Origin of the sequence: Mariniflexile sp. TRM1-10 (assembly GCF_003425985.1) — a bacterium.
GTDB lineage: Bacteria > Bacteroidota > Bacteroidia > Flavobacteriales > Flavobacteriaceae > Mariniflexile.
In genome coordinates this window covers 3183929-3199907 of sequence record NZ_CP022985.1, presented here as the reverse complement: position 1 = coordinate 3199907, position 15979 = coordinate 3183929, and the positions used below count along the sequence as shown (strand labels likewise).

Below are 15979 nucleotides of genomic sequence, written 5' to 3'. Positions count from 1 at the left end.
ATCATCCTTATGTGTCCGAATTCCAGTCTCATGGGTGTTTCATATGTTAATATTTAATATTTTTTTAAAGGTCGATGCCTGTCCAAAAAGTTTTTCTTTACTGTTCAATAATTTGACAATATATGTCAGAATGTTAAAAGGATGTTAATGTACAATAAAACAGTAACAGATTATAACAATCTTCGTCTAGTTTATATTCAATCAAAAAACAATCAATCAAATGAAAAAATCATTCTTAGTATGCGTTTTCCTCTTGTCTATAATAAACAAAACGCATGCTACCAATCCGAAATTGTCAGACGACAAAACCGGTACTATATCCGGCAAAGTATTAGACGCTACTTTAAAACAGCCCTTACCCTACGTAAACATCATAATAAAGAACACTAAAGAAGAAGTTTTAACAGGTGGTATTACTTCTGAAGACGGTAGCTTTAAAATTGAAAAAGTTGAAGAGGGAAAAGTCATAGTAAGTATCCAATATATAGGCTACAAAACCATTAGAAAAGAAGTTTCAATTAAAAAAGGCAGTTACGATATAAACTTAGGCAATATCTTTTTAGAAGAAGCCGCCGAAGGTTTAGACGAAGTCACTGTCATTGCAGAAACCTCAACAATTCAACAAAAAGTAGATAGAAAAGTTATAACCATTGGTAAAGACTTAGCTGCAACAGGTAGCGCATCCGAATTAATGGTAGGCATTCCTTCGGTTGGTGTTGATGCTCAAACTGGTGATATTAGCTTACGAGGAAACCAAAATGTACGTGTCATGGTTGATGGTAAATTGTCTAACATACCAACAGCACAATTGTTAAAACAAATTCCTTCAACAGCTATAAAATCTATTGAATTAATCACCAATCCTTCAGCAAAATACAACCCTGAAGGCATGAGTGGTATTATAAACATCATACTGCACAAAAACACGATGGTAGGTTTTAACGGTAATGTAAACATTGGTTTAACCCACCAAATAGAAGCTAAATTCAATAGCTCATTGGATATGAATTACCGCAACGGAAAATTCAATTTGTATGGCAGTTATAGCAACAATATCTCTAAAAACAGAAATAAAGGTTTTATATCTAGACCCGAAAACAACTCGGAACAGTTCTTTAAATTTTTAGATAAAAGACAATCACATTTGTATAAGGTTGGCGTTGATTTTTATTTAGATGATAAAAACACCGTGTCTGTTTTCACTACGCAGAACACCTCTGAAAGTAGTAATAATGGACAAACAGATGCTATATTTTATAATGATGCATCATTCAATCAAAGCCAACTTTTTGTTTCTAACAGCGACAACCTATCGTCACAATATAATTTTGATTACAAACACGATTTCTCAAAAGAAGGTCATAATATAGAACTAGAAGTTGACTATAATATTTTTGAAGATGATAGACCTGTTGATTTTATGTTCTTATTAGGATCAAATAAAGATTATAAAGATTTTAATAATACCGACAGAAAAAGCACAACCATAAATTTAGATTATATAAATCCGTTAAGTGAAAAGTCTAAATTAGAATTAGGATTAGAAGCACGTTTATTTAATTCGGATATTGCATACGCATCTACTGGTGATTCATATAACAATGCTGGTGTTTTAAGACCGACTCCAAGCACCGCGTTCGATTATACGAGAGACATTTACTCAGCTTATGTTAACTTTAACAAACAATTTGAAAAATGGAGCTATCAAATAGGTGTACGTGCTGAAAACGTGCACGAAGATGCCATAGCATTATCATCGGAAGCCGCAAGTACCGAAACTTTTAAGAATGATTATTTCGAACTCTATCCATCCATATTTTTCACTTATTCCCCTTCTGAAAAAAACTCATACCAATTAAGTTACAGTCGTCGTGTTGATAGACCGGGCATAGACCAAGTAAACCCTATTAAAGAATGGAGTTCCCCTTTAATTTCATCGTATGGAAATATTGACTTACAACCACAATTCACAAACTCCATTGAAGCTAATTATACCAGAACACTAAAAGATAAAAAAGGTACTGTAACTGGTGGTATCTTTTACCGTATCATTAACGATGATATGAATAGAGCCCTATTTATAGATAGAACCGACATTAATTCTGGACGTGTTATCTTAACTCATGATAATTTTGATAACACTACCGCTTATGGAATGGAATTATCATCCAATTACAAACCAACAAAATGGTGGAATATTAATTCCAGTTTCGATTTATATTCACAAGTACAAAGAGGTATTGCTGAAAGTTTAACGGCCCCTATAGAAACCGCAACTATAGATGATATTGAAACCAACATTGATGAAATTGACAATGTGGCATGGAATTTTAGAATGTTCAACAATTTTAGCTTAAGTAAAACAGTGAGTTTCACAGCTTTTGGTTTTTACCGGGGAAAAAACAGATCGTTACAATTTGATAGAAAACCTATGTATTTTGTAAATCTTGGTGCCCGGGTTGGTTTTGCTCAAGGCAAAGGAACATTTAGCTTTAATGTGAATGATGTTTTCGACACTATGGAATTTGCTTTTAATGGTAAAAAACCATTTGTTCAAAACGGTGCCTTTAACTGGGAAAGCAATACATGGAATATTGGCCTATCTTATAGATTTGGTGGCGGAAAATACCGTGCTAAAGCTAGAAAGAGCAGAGATAATAATGAAGAATCCGGTGGTGGAGGCTTTATGTAACACACCATTTAATAGCTTGCATTAATAGTTGATGGTTAGTATTAATGTTTGCTGTTAAATAAGAAAACCCAAAGTAGTTCCACTTTGGGTTTTTGCTTTTTTAGAATTTATTTTTATCACAAATGTTAAATTTAAAAAAAACACTAATTTCACACAATATGCACACTATCAAAACGTTGTAATATGATACAATCTAGCATACGGAAGAATAATTATTATAAGAGTTAGTCACCTTCGCATAAAAAATTCCGTAACAAAGATTTGTATCCATATACATGAAAACTCGAAAATTATCTTTCGAGTTTTTTTTGTATTGTGTTAAAAATGAGTTAAATAGATATATTGATGCAATATTTCACAATATTATACGTCTACTATATCAGATTCTTCACAATAGTAAAGTGTTAGTTGAAGTTGATTAATAGCTAGAGAAGCCCAAAACCGTTAAGTTTTGGGCTTTTCGTTTTTAATACTAATAAATTTTATACCCATTTAATAATAGCACTTGCCCAAGTAAAACCACTTCCAAAAGCAGCAAGCACCACGTTGTCTCCCGGTTTTATTTTGCCTTCTTCCCAAGCTTCAGTAAGTGCAATAATAACAGAAGCTGCGGTAGTATTACCATATTTCATAATATTATTAAAAACTTGATCATCGCTTAAACCAAACTTCTTTTGAATGAATTGTGCGATACGCAAATTCGCTTGATGCGGAATAAGCATATCTATGTCTTCTTTCTTCAAATGGTTTGCTTGTAAACCCTCTTCAATAACCTCACTAAAACGAACGACAGCATGTTTAAACACAAACGTTCCATCCATATACGGAAAATACGATACATCCTCTTCGCCAGCTTCCAAAATTTCCGGTACCCAATGTGCAATACTCGGTGAAGCAACAATTAACTTATCAGCATACTTGCCTTCACTATGCAAATGGGTTGATAAAATACCTTTTGTAGTGTCCTCTTCCCTAGTCAACACACAGGCACCTGCACCATCACCAAAAATAACAGTTACTCCACGACCTCGCGTCGTTTTATCCAATCCATTACTATGGTATTCGGCTCCTATAACCAAAATATTTTTATACATGCCCGTTTTAATAAACTGATCAGCTACCGAAATGGCGTACACAAAACCCGAGCATTGGTTTCTAACATCCAAAGCACCAATAGTTTGCATGTCCAATAAATCCTGAATTTGCACACCACAACCAGGAAAATAATAATCGGGACTTAAAGTCGCAAATACAATAAAATCAATAGCGTCTTTGGTTAAGCCTGCACGTTCAATAGCTATCTTAGCAGCTTTTGCTCCCATAACTGCCGAGGTATCATCGGTTCCTTCTTTTATCCAACGCCGTTCTTTAATACCTGTACGTTCTTGTATCCAAGCGTCATTGGTATCCATCATTTTAGCTAAATCATCATTAGTAACCACATTATCTGGCACATATTTACCTAATCCTATAATTTTTGAATTATACATACTTCCCTCAATTTAATAGAATACAAAGTACAACAACTCAAACAAAATTCCAATTATTAAAATTCATTCTAAAAATCGGTAATCATCAATCGCTATTCGGTAGTCAACAATGTCAGTTTGTCACATTTTATTAATTGGCATTTTTGTTGACTAACCCTATTAAGGAAATTAAAAACGAATGTTTAACAGTTTTCCGTCTTCACGGAAAAGAAAAAATAATAAATTCATTATGACAAAAGGAAGTATTAATGTTTCCGTAGAGAACATTTTCCCTCTCATTAAAAAATTCTTGTATAGCGACCACGAAATATTTTTACGTGAGCTAATTAGTAACGGTACCGATGCTACTTTAAAGCTAAAACACCTTACAAGCATAGGAGAATCTAAATCGGAGTATAGCAACCCACAAATTGAGGTTAAAATAGACAAAAAAGGCAAAAAGCTTCATGTTATTGACCAAGGTTTGGGTATGACTGCCGAAGAAGTTGAAAAATACATCAACCAAGTGGCTTTTTCCGGTGCTGAAGAGTTTTTGGATAAATATAAGGATTCCGCTAAAGATTCAGGAATTATTGGTCATTTCGGATTAGGTTTCTACTCAGCATTTATGGTCGCTGAAAAAGTAGAGATTATCACAAAATCGCATACTGATGCACCTGCTGCTCATTGGACTTGTGACGGCTCGCCTGAATTTACTTTAGAAGCATCAGACAGAACCGAAAGAGGTACTGAAATTATTCTCCACATTGCTGATGACTCTACCGAATTTTTAGAAGAGTCTCGTATTAGTGCATTATTACAGAAATATAACAAGTTTATGCCAGTTCCAATTAAATTTGGAACTAAAGAAATTAACGATCCAGAGCATGAACCTGCAACAATTACTGATAAAGACGGTAAAGAAACCAAAGAACCTCAACGTAAGATTACAGTTGATAATATCATCAACAATCCAAATCCAGCTTGGACTAAACAACCTACCGATTTAAATGATAAAGACTATAAAGATTTCTACCGCGAATTGTATCCAATGCAGTTTGAAGAGCCTTTATTTAACATTCACTTAAATGTAGATTATCCGTTCAATTTAACCGGTATTTTGTATTTCCCAAAAATGGGTCAGGATTTCAATATCCAAAAAGATAAAATCCAACTGTACCAAAACCAAGTGTATGTTACTGATAATGTAGAAGGTATTGTACCAGAATTTTTAACCATGCTTCGCGGTGTTATTGATTCACCAGACATCCCTTTAAACGTTTCGCGTAGTTATTTACAAGCCGATGGGGCGGTTAAAAAAATCTCATCTTACATTACTAGGAAAGTTGCCGATAAATTAAAATCGTTATTCAACAATAACCGTGAAGATTTTGAAGCAAAATGGAACGATATTAAAATCGTGATTGAATATGGAATGCTTTCAGAAGAAAAATTCTTTGAAAAAGCGAACGATTTCGCACTCTATCCGACAGTCGATGGCACCTACTATACCTACGATGAATTATTCAACAAAATAAAAGCAAATCAAACCGATAAAGATGGCAAATTAGTCATTTTATATGCTTCCGATAAAGAAGCACAACATGCTTATATTGAAACTGCAAAAACAAAAGGCTATGAAGTATTGTTGTTAGATTCGCCTATCGTATCGCATTTAATTCAGAAACTGGAAAGCACTAAAGAAAACATCAACTTTGCACGTGTAGATGGTGATCATATCAACAAGTTAATACAAAAAGAAGACACCGAGATTTCTAAATTAACTGAAGAGCAAAAAACAGCATTAGAAACCCTCTTAAAAGAAGTCATTCCTTCAGAAAAATTCATGGTACAGTTAGAAGCTATGGATAGTGATGCCTCACCGTTCATCATTACACAACCGGAATTTATGCGTCGTATGAAAGAGATGCAGCAAACTGGCGGTGGCGGTATGTTTGGCATGGGCGGTTTCCCTGAAATGTATAATTTGGTAGTAAACACAAACTCTAAATTAGTTGGTGAGATTTTAGAAACTAAAACCAAAAACAAACAAGAACGTCTAATTAACCAAAGTTTGGATTTAGCACGTTTATCCCAAGGTTTATTAAAAGGTGAAGAACTTACTAAATTTATTAAGCGCAGTTATGAGATGATTAAGTAATCTTCCATTCCCTCGAAGGAGGGAATCTCATCCTATATAAATCAAAAACCATTTTGTGAATTCAGAGTGGTTTTTTTTATTGTGTGTGTGAGAAGAAAAGCATACTTTAGTTCTAATATTTTATAATAAAAACTTTCTCACAGATTGACCCTAATTATATTATTAAATCATGAAATATTTTATCCTCATATTATTTTTAACTTCAACGATACCATCAACATATTGTCAAGAAACAAGTATAGATAAAAAAATACAAAAAATGATGAATGTTATAGGGTCAAGTCAAAGATTCGACGCCATTTTGGAAAATCTCATAGAGATGCAAAAAGAAAATTACAAGGAAATTATTAGTGAAGACTATTGGCACATTTTAAAAAATGAAGTTAGAAAAAATGGTTTTAATGATTTGGTTGAAATACTAATTCCAATTTACAAGAAACATTTAACAGAATCTGAGATTGATTCAATAATTGAGTTTTACGAAAGTGAGGCTGGTCAAAAAATGGTAAGTAAGTTTCCTCTAATATCTAAAGAGTCCATGCAGGCGGGAGTCGAATGGGGAGCAAAACTTAATGATAAAATTTCTGAAAAAATAAATTCCGAAAATGAATTTAAATTTAATATAAAATTGGAAGCTTGTGGTTCTTTTAAAGAAGGAAAGTTTAGCTATCAACTTCCAGATGGAACATTGGTGAGTATTAAAAGAAAAGGAAACAAACAAATAGAAACGACTAAGGTTGGTGAAATAACTTCGAGAATAGAATGGTTAAGCGATTGTCGATATAATATTTGGGAGCTTGACGAAAACAATGAAAAAGTAACAACAGAACCTATACAGGTAAACATCTATGAAATAGATGGGAATTCATATAAATTTATAGCTAAAATGCAAAGTGATGATTTTTATAGCTTAGGACAACTAGAGATGGTTGAATAAATTATTTAAACTTTAATTCATGCAAATAACCTCCACCAACATAGCGAAACCAACCACCATTATTTTTAATGGTCAAGAAGTCGTTACGGGCATTTACAAAATCCCAACCAATCGGCCTATTTACCTAGGAAAAGAAAACGTGAAAGACGATGAAGTAACCGATAGGAAATTCCACGGTGGCGAATTTAAAGCCTGCTATTTGTTTTCTGAAAATCATTATGACTATTGGAAAAACCTATATCCCGATTTAAATTGGAACTACGGCATGTTTGGCGAAAACCTAACCGTTTCTGGCTTAGATGAAACCAAGATACATATTGGCGACGTTTATAAAGTAGGCAAAGCTTTAATACAAATAACCCAACCTCGAGAGCCTTGTTTTAAATTCGGAGTAAAATTTGGAAACCAAAATGTATTAAAGCAATTTATAGAACACGGCTATCCAGGAACCTATGTACGCATTTTAGAGGAAGGTTTCGTAAAAACAGGCGATGTGTTTACCCTTATTGAACCCGCCAAAAACAGTTTAACAACACATCAGTTTTACAACCTGTTGTTTTCAAAACATAAAAACCAAGAACACGTAGCTTTAGCTATAGAAAATGATGCACTTCCTTTAGGAAAAAGAGAGAAGTTGCGTGCGTTTATAATTTAGTTCATCCTTTTTTAATTTCAGCATACTATAGTTATTGGAAAATAATGTGGCCCTGAAACAAGTTCAGGGTGACGAAGAAACACATTATCTTTTCAACTATATTTGTTACCATAATTTATGTAGTATTTTGAAAGACCTTTTACTCATCACGCCTCCGTTTACGCAATTAAACACGCCCTACCCTGCTACATGCTATTTAAAAGGTTTTTTAAACACTAAAAACATCCCTTCGTTTCAAATGGATTTGGGTATTGAAGTGATTTTAGAATTATTTTCAAAAAAAACATTTCAGCATCTTTTTGAATTAGCTGCTAAAAATAATCGCATCACTTCTGAAAATGCACAAAGAATTTATACGCTAAGAGACGCTTATTTACAACCTTTGGATGATATCATTGCCTTTCTACAAGGCAAAAAACCAACCTTCGCCAGACAAATTTGCACCAATCATTTTTTACCACAAGCATCTCGTTTTGAGCAATTGGATGAATTGGATTGGGCGTTCGGTAATATGGGTATGCAAGACAAAGCCAAACATTTAGCCACTTTATATCTTGAAGATTTATCCGATTTTATTGTGGAATGCATCGATGATAATTTTGGTTTTAGTCGCTATGCCGAACGCTTGGGGCACAGTGCCAATTCGTTTGATGACTTATACCAACAATTACAAAATGAGCCAACATATATTGATAGGATTACTTTAAACATTCTTGAAGAAAAACTAAAAAGTATTCAACCCAGGCTGGTGTGTTTTTCAGTACCGTTTCCCGGGAATTTATATAGTGCGTTTCGATGTGCCCAATATATAAAAACCAACTACCCCCATATTAAAATAGCGATGGGAGGCGGATTCCCAAATACCGAATTACGGTCGGTTACAGACGTTCGGGTATTCCAATTTTTCGATTTTATTACGTTGGATGATGGCGAATTGCCAATTGAATTATTATCCTCCCCCAGCCCCTCCGAAGGAGGGTATAAACGCACCTTTCTTTTAGAAAACGAAAAAGTCGTTTATAAAAACAACAGTACCAAACCAGATTACAAACAAAGTGATCTCGGCACACCCGATTATTCCGATTTACTTTTAGACAAGTACATCTCTGTCATAGAAATTGCCAATCCCATGCACAGTTTGTGGAGCGATGGACGATGGAACAAACTCACCATGGCACACGGTTGCTATTGGGGCAAATGTACGTTTTGCGATATTTCGTTGGATTATATTAAAATTTACGAACCCATTGCTGCCAAATTATTGGTGGACCGCATGGAACAACTCATAGCACAAACGGGCGAAACAGGGTTTCATTTTGTTGATGAAGCAGCACCTCCTGCACTCATGAAAGCCCTAGCTTTAGAAATTATAAAACGTAAACTCACGGTTACTTGGTGGGCCAACATTCGGTTTGAAAAAAACTTCACCAAAGATTTGTGCCTGTTGCTAAAAGCCTCAGGTTGTATTGCGGTTTCTGGCGGACTGGAAGTGGCTTCCGATAGGTTATTGGCACTTATTGACAAAGGCGTCACCGTGGCACAAGTGGCGCAAGTCACACGCAATTTTACCGAAGCCAACATCATGGTACATGCCTATTTAATGTATGGCTACCCCACGCAAACCGTTCAGGAAACTGTGGATAGTTTGGAAATGGTGCGTCAATTATTCGAAATTGGCGTGTTGCAATCGGGGTTTTGGCACCAATTCGCCTTAACAGCACACAGCCCCATTGGCTTAAACCCTGCTGAATACCATATCATCCCAAATACCAAACCCATTACGTTTGCCAATAACGATATCGCCTTTACCGACACGACGGGCATTGACCACAACCAATTCAGTTTCGGATTGAAAAAGTCACTTTTTAACTATATGCACGGCATTGGCTTTGAATTGCCGTTACAAGATTGGTTTGATTTTAAAATCCCGAAAACCACCATTAAACCCGATTTTATTTATAACTGTTTAGAAACTGATGTTCATTTCAACATCAAACCAACTGCAAAAATACTGTGGTTGGGCACAAAGCCTTTGGTAATAGAAACATCCAAAACAAAGAAGGGACAAACCTATCACACATTGCAAGCGCTATTTCATACGACAACCGAAACCTTTACGGTGACTTTAGATAAAGATAAAGGCAACTGGTTTTTAAATAAGCTGGATTCGTTGCGCCCAAGCAGCCCACAACTACCCTCATTTTTAGAACTAAAAAAAGATTTTGAAAGTCAGTTTGAGGATTTTGAGTTGTTTTGGTTTTCTAAATCCATGAACGTTTTACGAGAGCATGGGTTGTTGGTTTTGTGATGAATTCAGATTTTAATTTGTTTTTTGTAAACTTATATGTTTACTTTTTATGTAATTTGTAACTACATAAATTTACATTAAATCCAAAACATGTCCGATATTTTTAAAGCACACATTAATAAATTCGCAACTGTTAGCGGCGAAGAGTTTGAAGATATTCTATCCTATTTCCAATTTAAAAGCATACTAAAAAAAGACAATCTTCTTGAAGAAGGACAGGTTTGTAAATCCAATTTCTTTGTATTAAATGGCATTCTCCGTAAATTTTTTATAAATGAAAAAGGCACAGAGCAAACTACCGAATTTGCCATAGAAAATTGGTGGATGACTGAAACATTCTCCTTTATAAACCAATCGCCTACAGAATTTTATATTCAAGCTGTAGAAAATACAGAACTCTTGTATATAGATAAAATGGCTTATGAAAAACTTTTGAAAACACATCCTGTTATGGAAAAATATTTCCGTTGTATTTATCAAAAAGCCTATGCTGCTGCTCAAATGCGAATTAAATTTCTTTATGGTTTTTCGAGGGAAGAACTCTATTATCATTTTCTAAAAGCACAGCCTGAATTTCTACAGCGTGTACCACAATACCTCATTGCTTCTTATTTGAATTTCACTCCAGAGTATTTAAGCGAAATCCGTAAAAAAGGGATTTCTTAAACCAGTTTAAGTTTTTCTTCTTGGCTGTTTTCCAACTTTGTATTGTTAAATTTAAAGAACAAAATAATGGAAAAACGCATCAACATCAATCAAGTAGAACCGCAAGCATATAAAGCTATGTATGGATTAGAAAGCTACTTAACAAAGGCTGATATATCTAAAACATTAAAAAATCTGATCAAAATTCGTGCGTCGCAAATCAATAATTGCGCATACTGTATCGATATGCATACCAAAGAGGCCTTAAAACATGGAGAAACCAATCAGCCTATCTTTTTGGTGAGCGCATGGAAAGAAGCCATCAAATTCTTTACTGAAGAAGAACAAACGGTGTTGGCGATGACTGAAGAAATCACACTCATTCATCAAAATGGTCTAAGCAAAGACACTTACCAGAAAGCGACTAGAATTTTTACCGAAAACCAAATAGCACAAATTATTATGGTTATTGTTACCATTAATGCCTGGAATCGTATTGCGGTAAGCACACATAAAGAGATTGAATAACAATAGGGTTCTGCCACGAATGCACTTATAAAAACAGAGTGTATTCGTGGCTATTTTTAAAATAGTAGAATTGTAAAGATCCTATGAGTTCTATAAAAGGGACATGTTAAATAAATGCATAAAAGCTCCACATCAAACTATTATAATACTTTCAATTCATTTAAGCACCCCTAAATAATCTCCTCCACATGCTTTTTAATATTTGCCGAAATCTTTTCAATAGGTAAATCGTTGGCATCAATCCCAAAAGGATCTTCAATTTCTTCGGCAATCAACTCTAAACTTGCCAATACATAAAAAATAAAAATAACGACTGGGATGGCGTAATACCCCAAGCTAAACACATAACCAAAGGGCAAGGTCATGATATAGAAAAAGATAAACTTTTTAATAAACGCACTGTATGAATATGGAATGGGCGTGTTTTTAATACGCTCGCAAGCACCACAAATATCTGTAAACGACTGTAATTCGGCATTCAAAATAATAAGTTGGTCGCCCGTAATTTTTTCTTGCTCATGCAAATCGTTAACCTTTTGGTACATCATGGTAGCCACTTGGTTTGGTCGGTGCTTGTGATTGTCTAATTCTATCCCATCATACAATTGCAAACTGGTTTCTTTATCGGTTAAATGTTTTGACAATATAGAAGCATAGCTAGGAATCAATTTCTTAAAATACACCCTATCATGTTCTTCTTTTAAAATAACACTGAGCTTCATGGCTAAATTCCGACTGTTGTTAACCAATGCACCCCATAGTTTTCTACCTTCCCACCAGCGGTCGTAAGCTGTATTGGTTCTAAACACCAACAATAGGGAAATGACGAAACCCAGCATACCATGCATGACGGTAATGTTTGATAAATGGTTTTTCTCGGATAATTTCCAATATTCAAGTTCCAAATACCCGACGCCACCTGTGTAAGCACCTATAAATAGCATCATAGGAATCAGTTTTCTGAACGTATCCGATTTATGAAATCTAAAAATAAAAGTAATCCAGTCTTTGGGGTTGTATTGTACCATGGGTTATTGTGCTCATTATAATTGCGCTGCAAAATTAGATAATGTTTAGCACCCAACTACCTTAAAATATAATAAAAATTAGCCTAACAACTTTTGTGTATCTTTGCAGCAAATCATCATACATGTCGTTTAAAGACCTACAACTTAACAGACCCATTTTAAGAGCCATTGCCGAAGCTGGTTACGATAACCCTACATTGGTACAAGAAAAAGCCATTCCTTTGGTTTTAGCAAAAAAAGATGTGGTTGTATCTGCCCAAACCGGCACAGGCAAAACCGCTGCGTTTGCATTGCCTATTTTACAATTATTGTTCGATAAACAAGATGCCAGTAAAAAAGGCAAGAAAATTAAAGCATTAATTATAAGCCCTACGCGCGAATTAGCCATTCAAATAGACGAAAATTTCAAAAAATACAGCACTTATACCAATTTAAGAACGACGGTCGTTTTTGGAGGTGCTTCCATTGAGCCTCAAATTGATGTGTTAAAAAAAGGGGTTGATATTTTAATTGCTACGCCTGGGCGTTTGCTCGACTTGCACAAACAAGATATTATTAACCTCGATTATATTGAAACACTGGTTTTGGATGAAGCCGATTTAATGTTGGATATGGGTTTTATAGACGACGTTAAAAAAATTGAGCGTTTATGTACCAAAGAAAAACAGATTTTATTGTTTTCGGCAACCATCCCTTTTAAAGTAGAGCAACTGGCAAACACCATATTAAATACGCCCGAGCGTGTTGAAGTCGCACCAAATTCGTCCACTTCAAAAAACGTCAACCAAGTATTGTATTACGTGCCAAAACGCAATAAAATAGAATTGTGTTTGCACTTACTAAGAAACGATATTAAAGGCAGCATTCTTATTTTTAGACGCACCAAATTTGGGGTTGAAAAATTAGAACAAACCCTTAAAAAAAACGGTTACAAAGTGGATAGTATCCACGGCGATAAAAGTCAGAATTTAAGAGAAGAAGCTTTAAACAACTTCAAAACCAATAAAGTAAATATTTTAATAGCTACCGATGTAGCGGCACGTGGTATTGACATAAACGAACTGGATGCGGTAATAAATTTCGATTTACCAAACGTACCGGAAACTTATGTACACCGTATCGGAAGAACTGCTAGAGCTGGAAAATCCGGTAACTCCTATTCGTTTTGTTCTGCCGATGAAAAAACCTATGTAGCAAGCATTCAACAGCTTATTCAATTACAACTGGACGTTATTGAAGACCATCCGTATCCATTAGACCCTAAAGCAAAAAAAGAAATACACCGAACACCCGGAAAAAGCAAGCACAAAAAAGGGCGCAAAAGTGAATCTTCCAAAAAGAAAAAGAAACGTTGGTACTAAATCACAAGAAATTACGTTATATATTAAGTATCTTCGCCAAAAGAAAAAAGATCAAGAGACTTCTCCCTACCATACTAACTAACGGATTTAAAATTTAAACAGTAATGGATTTTACAAACCCACTAGTTTATGGTATTCCCTTTTTTTTGGGGCTCATTTTACTTGAGCTTACTTACAGTAGAACCCATGACCATAAAAGTCTTTATAAATGGAAAGATTTAGCTTCCAGTCTTACAATGGGCGTTGGATCGGTAGTTATAGCGCCTTTAATAAAAACTATTTCTGCTATAATTATTTTCAATTACTTATACGAATTGTGCAACCCTATGGTTGATGGCATTCGCACCAATATTATGGGTTGGGAATCTTTTGGTTATTCTTGGCCCGTTTGGATAGCCTGCCAGTTTTTAGACGATTTTACCTATTATTGGTTTCACAGACAAAACCATATGGTACGCTTTTTATGGGCAGCACACATCGTGCATCATTCTTCAGAAAATTTCAATCTGGGAACAGCTGTTAGAAATGGTTGGTTCACCATATTATATAAACCATTATTTTACATGTGGCTACCCGCAATAGGATTTCCGCCCGAGATGGTCATTGTATGCTTAGGAATCGAAGCGCTTTGGCAATTTCAGTTACATTCTGCTTACATTCCAAAAATGGGAATCATTGAAAAAGTATTTAATACCCACACCATGCACCAAGTACATCATGCTAAAAACATAGAATATATGGATAAAAATCATGGTGGATTTTTAAATATGTTCGATAAACTATTTGGAACCTGGAAAGAATTAGATGAGAATATAGATATTGAATATGGTGTAACAAAACCACCAAATTCCTATAATCCTTTGGTGATATTAACGCATGAATATAAAGACATTTGGAACGATATGAAAAAGAGTCCAAATCTATATCACAAATTTATGTATGCCTTTGGCTCGCCTGGATGGAGTCATGATGGAAGCACTTTAACCATCAAACAAATGCGTAAGGAAATTGAATTGGCAAACAAAAGAACAATTGAAAATAATTTGGAGGTACCAAACACTAATTTTCAAACCGTTGATTAAAATGATGTTTTAAAAATGATATTTGAATACAAACCATCACGCCAAAAAGTACAATAGCATACGTTAACGTTTTAGATATTGTAAAACTTGGTATTTTAAAATTTGAAAGTGCTTGAGCAATGCCATTATTAGAAAACATACTAAAATCAATCGTATTTAACCACCCAGAAGAGGATGTTTGATTTCCAAATAGCACAAAAAAGACCAAGATTAAAAATCCAACCAAAATAAAAATCCAACCCGTTTTTGAAATTAAAGGTTTATACGCAATTACTTTGTTGTGGCTTAACCCTGAAACTTGAGACATTACAGTATTTGTAAAGTCAAAAGAAGGCGTTTCCAAAGGCGCATCTTTCATAACTTTTTTAGCTAATTGGTCTAAATATTTATCTGTTTGCTCGTTCATAACTTTCAATTATTTCTGGTTCTAATCGCTGCTTTAAAATGGCTGCTAGCTTTTTTCGGCTTCTAAACAGCTTTACTTTTACGTTATTGGGAGTTAAACCCATCACTTTGGAAATGTCGTCTAAAGACTGCTCTTCAAAGTAATACAAAGTTAGCAAAAAACCATCTTCATTGGGCAATAATGACATACAATCCTGAATGGCTTGCTCCCGCTCTTTAGCTTCTAAATTTTCTAAAGCATCATCAATTGTTCTCACTTGATGTTCGGTAAATTCATCAATAGGCACATCATTATAAAACTTTTTATTTTTCTTCAGTCTATCCAAGCAGGTATTATAAGCTATTTTATAAATCCATGTTGAAAACTTTGAATCGCCTTTAAACCTTGGTAACGACTTAAAAACCTTCACAAAGGTATCTTGTGAAACCTCTTCGGCCTCTTCCCTATTCTTTAACATGCGCAACGATAACGAATACACCAAATCTTTATAACGGTCTACCAATATGTGAAATGCATTGGTATCTCCATTTAAAATTAAATTGATATAATATTGGTCGTTGATAGTCATTTTGATACTAAGACGATATTAAATAGTGTATGGTTACACAAACAATAAAAAATTTCTTGAAACAGCCTATCCTCGGCAGAGCTCGGGGAATTATTTAGATTAAAAAAAATATTTGGTCATTGTTTGTAACCTAAATTCG

Annotated in this window: 13 protein-coding genes; 9 read left to right on the top strand and 4 right to left on the bottom strand. The window is 34.5% G+C overall.

Translation table 11 applies throughout. From position 1 onward, the window contains the following. The first annotated feature begins 220 nt into the window (after positions 1–220). Positions 221–2692: a TonB-dependent receptor gene (locus CJ739_RS13510; protein ID WP_117176213.1), complete on the top strand. Its 2472-nt coding sequence runs from the start codon at positions 221–223 to the stop codon at positions 2690–2692. A gap of 482 nt (positions 2693–3174) precedes the next feature. Here CJ739_RS13510 and CJ739_RS13505 read toward each other — a convergent pair whose 3' ends face one another. Continuing rightward, positions 3175–4182: a 3-oxoacyl-ACP synthase III family protein gene (locus tag CJ739_RS13505; RefSeq protein ID WP_117176211.1), complete on the bottom strand. Its 1008-nt coding sequence runs from the start codon at positions 4180–4182 to the stop codon at positions 3175–3177. 229 nt (positions 4183–4411) lie between these two features. On the opposite strand from CJ739_RS13505, the gene htpG reads away from it, so the two are divergent. The 6 genes from htpG to CJ739_RS13475 all read left to right on the top strand — a co-directional run bounded on the left by htpG (position 4412) and on the right by CJ739_RS13475 (position 11395). Continuing rightward, a complete protein-coding gene (gene htpG, locus CJ739_RS13500; RefSeq protein WP_117178987.1) occupies positions 4412–6322 on the top strand; it encodes a molecular chaperone HtpG in 1911 nt (636 codons plus the stop codon). A 169-nt stretch (positions 6323–6491) separates the two neighbouring features. Further along, positions 6492–7259, top strand: coding sequence for a DUF2059 domain-containing protein (locus tag CJ739_RS13495; protein ID WP_117176209.1), 768 nt, complete (start codon positions 6492–6494; stop codon positions 7257–7259). A 19-nt stretch (positions 7260–7278) separates the two neighbouring features. After that, positions 7279–7914, top strand: a complete 636-nt coding sequence (locus CJ739_RS13490) for an MOSC domain-containing protein (protein WP_117176207.1) — start codon at positions 7279–7281, stop codon at positions 7912–7914. A 127-nt stretch (positions 7915–8041) separates the two neighbouring features. Continuing rightward, complete coding sequence (locus CJ739_RS13485; RefSeq protein ID WP_117178985.1) at positions 8042–10222, top strand: B12-binding domain-containing radical SAM protein; 2181 nt, start codon at positions 8042–8044, stop codon at positions 10220–10222. A gap of 90 nt (positions 10223–10312) precedes the next feature. Further along, entirely contained in the window at positions 10313–10888 is a 576-nt protein-coding gene (locus tag CJ739_RS13480) for a Crp/Fnr family transcriptional regulator (protein WP_117176205.1), read from the top strand. A gap of 66 nt (positions 10889–10954) precedes the next feature. Beyond that, positions 10955–11395 carry a carboxymuconolactone decarboxylase family protein gene (locus CJ739_RS13475; RefSeq protein WP_117176203.1) on the top strand — a complete coding sequence of 147 codons (441 nt, stop codon included), beginning with the start codon at positions 10955–10957 and terminating at the stop codon, positions 11393–11395. 170 nt (positions 11396–11565) lie between these two features. On the opposite strand, the gene CJ739_RS13470 is transcribed toward CJ739_RS13475, so the two are convergent. Beyond that, positions 11566–12423, bottom strand: coding sequence for a bestrophin family protein (locus CJ739_RS13470; RefSeq protein ID WP_117176201.1), 858 nt, complete (start codon positions 12421–12423; stop codon positions 11566–11568). A 122-nt stretch (positions 12424–12545) separates the two neighbouring features. Between CJ739_RS13470 and CJ739_RS13465 the strand changes: the two genes are divergently transcribed. Both CJ739_RS13465 and CJ739_RS13460 read left to right on the top strand, forming a co-directional pair. Beyond that, positions 12546–13784: a DEAD/DEAH box helicase gene (locus CJ739_RS13465; protein WP_117176199.1), complete on the top strand. Its 1239-nt coding sequence runs from the start codon at positions 12546–12548 to the stop codon at positions 13782–13784. 104 nt (positions 13785–13888) lie between these two features. After that, complete coding sequence (locus tag CJ739_RS13460; protein ID WP_117176197.1) at positions 13889–14866, top strand: sterol desaturase family protein; 978 nt, start codon at positions 13889–13891, stop codon at positions 14864–14866. Here the strand turns inward: CJ739_RS13460 and CJ739_RS13455 are convergent. Then, positions 14844–15272 (bottom strand): hypothetical protein, encoded by a 429-nt coding sequence (locus tag CJ739_RS13455; RefSeq protein WP_117176195.1) that lies wholly within the window; start codon positions 15270–15272, stop codon positions 14844–14846. The two genes, CJ739_RS13460 and CJ739_RS13455, sit on opposite strands and share 23 nt — an antisense overlap. Continuing rightward, complete coding sequence (locus CJ739_RS13450) at positions 15253–15840, bottom strand: RNA polymerase sigma factor (protein ID WP_117176192.1); 588 nt, start codon at positions 15838–15840, stop codon at positions 15253–15255. The genes CJ739_RS13455 and CJ739_RS13450 overlap by 20 nt, the downstream gene beginning before the upstream one ends. Positions 15841–15979 lie beyond the last annotated feature (139 nt).

Coding starts and splice junctions, on each gene's coding strand:
- CJ739_RS13510 (WP_117176213.1), top strand. CDS start 221: ATGAAAAAATCATTCTTAGTATGCGTTTTCCTCTTGTCTATAATAAAC.
- CJ739_RS13505 (WP_117176211.1), bottom strand. CDS start 4,182: ATGTATAATTCAAAAATTATAGGATTAGGTAAATATGTGCCAGATAAT.
- htpG (WP_117178987.1), top strand. CDS start 4,412: ATGACAAAAGGAAGTATTAATGTTTCCGTAGAGAACATTTTCCCTCTC.
- CJ739_RS13495 (WP_117176209.1), top strand. CDS start 6,492: ATGAAATATTTTATCCTCATATTATTTTTAACTTCAACGATACCATCA.
- CJ739_RS13490 (WP_117176207.1), top strand. CDS start 7,279: ATGCAAATAACCTCCACCAACATAGCGAAACCAACCACCATTATTTTT.
- CJ739_RS13480 (WP_117176205.1), top strand. CDS start 10,313: ATGTCCGATATTTTTAAAGCACACATTAATAAATTCGCAACTGTTAGC.
- CJ739_RS13475 (WP_117176203.1), top strand. CDS start 10,955: ATGGAAAAACGCATCAACATCAATCAAGTAGAACCGCAAGCATATAAA.
- CJ739_RS13470 (WP_117176201.1), bottom strand. CDS start 12,423: ATGGTACAATACAACCCCAAAGACTGGATTACTTTTATTTTTAGATTT.
- CJ739_RS13465 (WP_117176199.1), top strand. CDS start 12,546: ATGTCGTTTAAAGACCTACAACTTAACAGACCCATTTTAAGAGCCATT.
- CJ739_RS13460 (WP_117176197.1), top strand. CDS start 13,889: ATGGATTTTACAAACCCACTAGTTTATGGTATTCCCTTTTTTTTGGGG.
- CJ739_RS13455 (WP_117176195.1), bottom strand. CDS start 15,272: ATGAACGAGCAAACAGATAAATATTTAGACCAATTAGCTAAAAAAGTT.
- CJ739_RS13450 (WP_117176192.1), bottom strand. CDS start 15,840: ATGACTATCAACGACCAATATTATATCAATTTAATTTTAAATGGAGAT.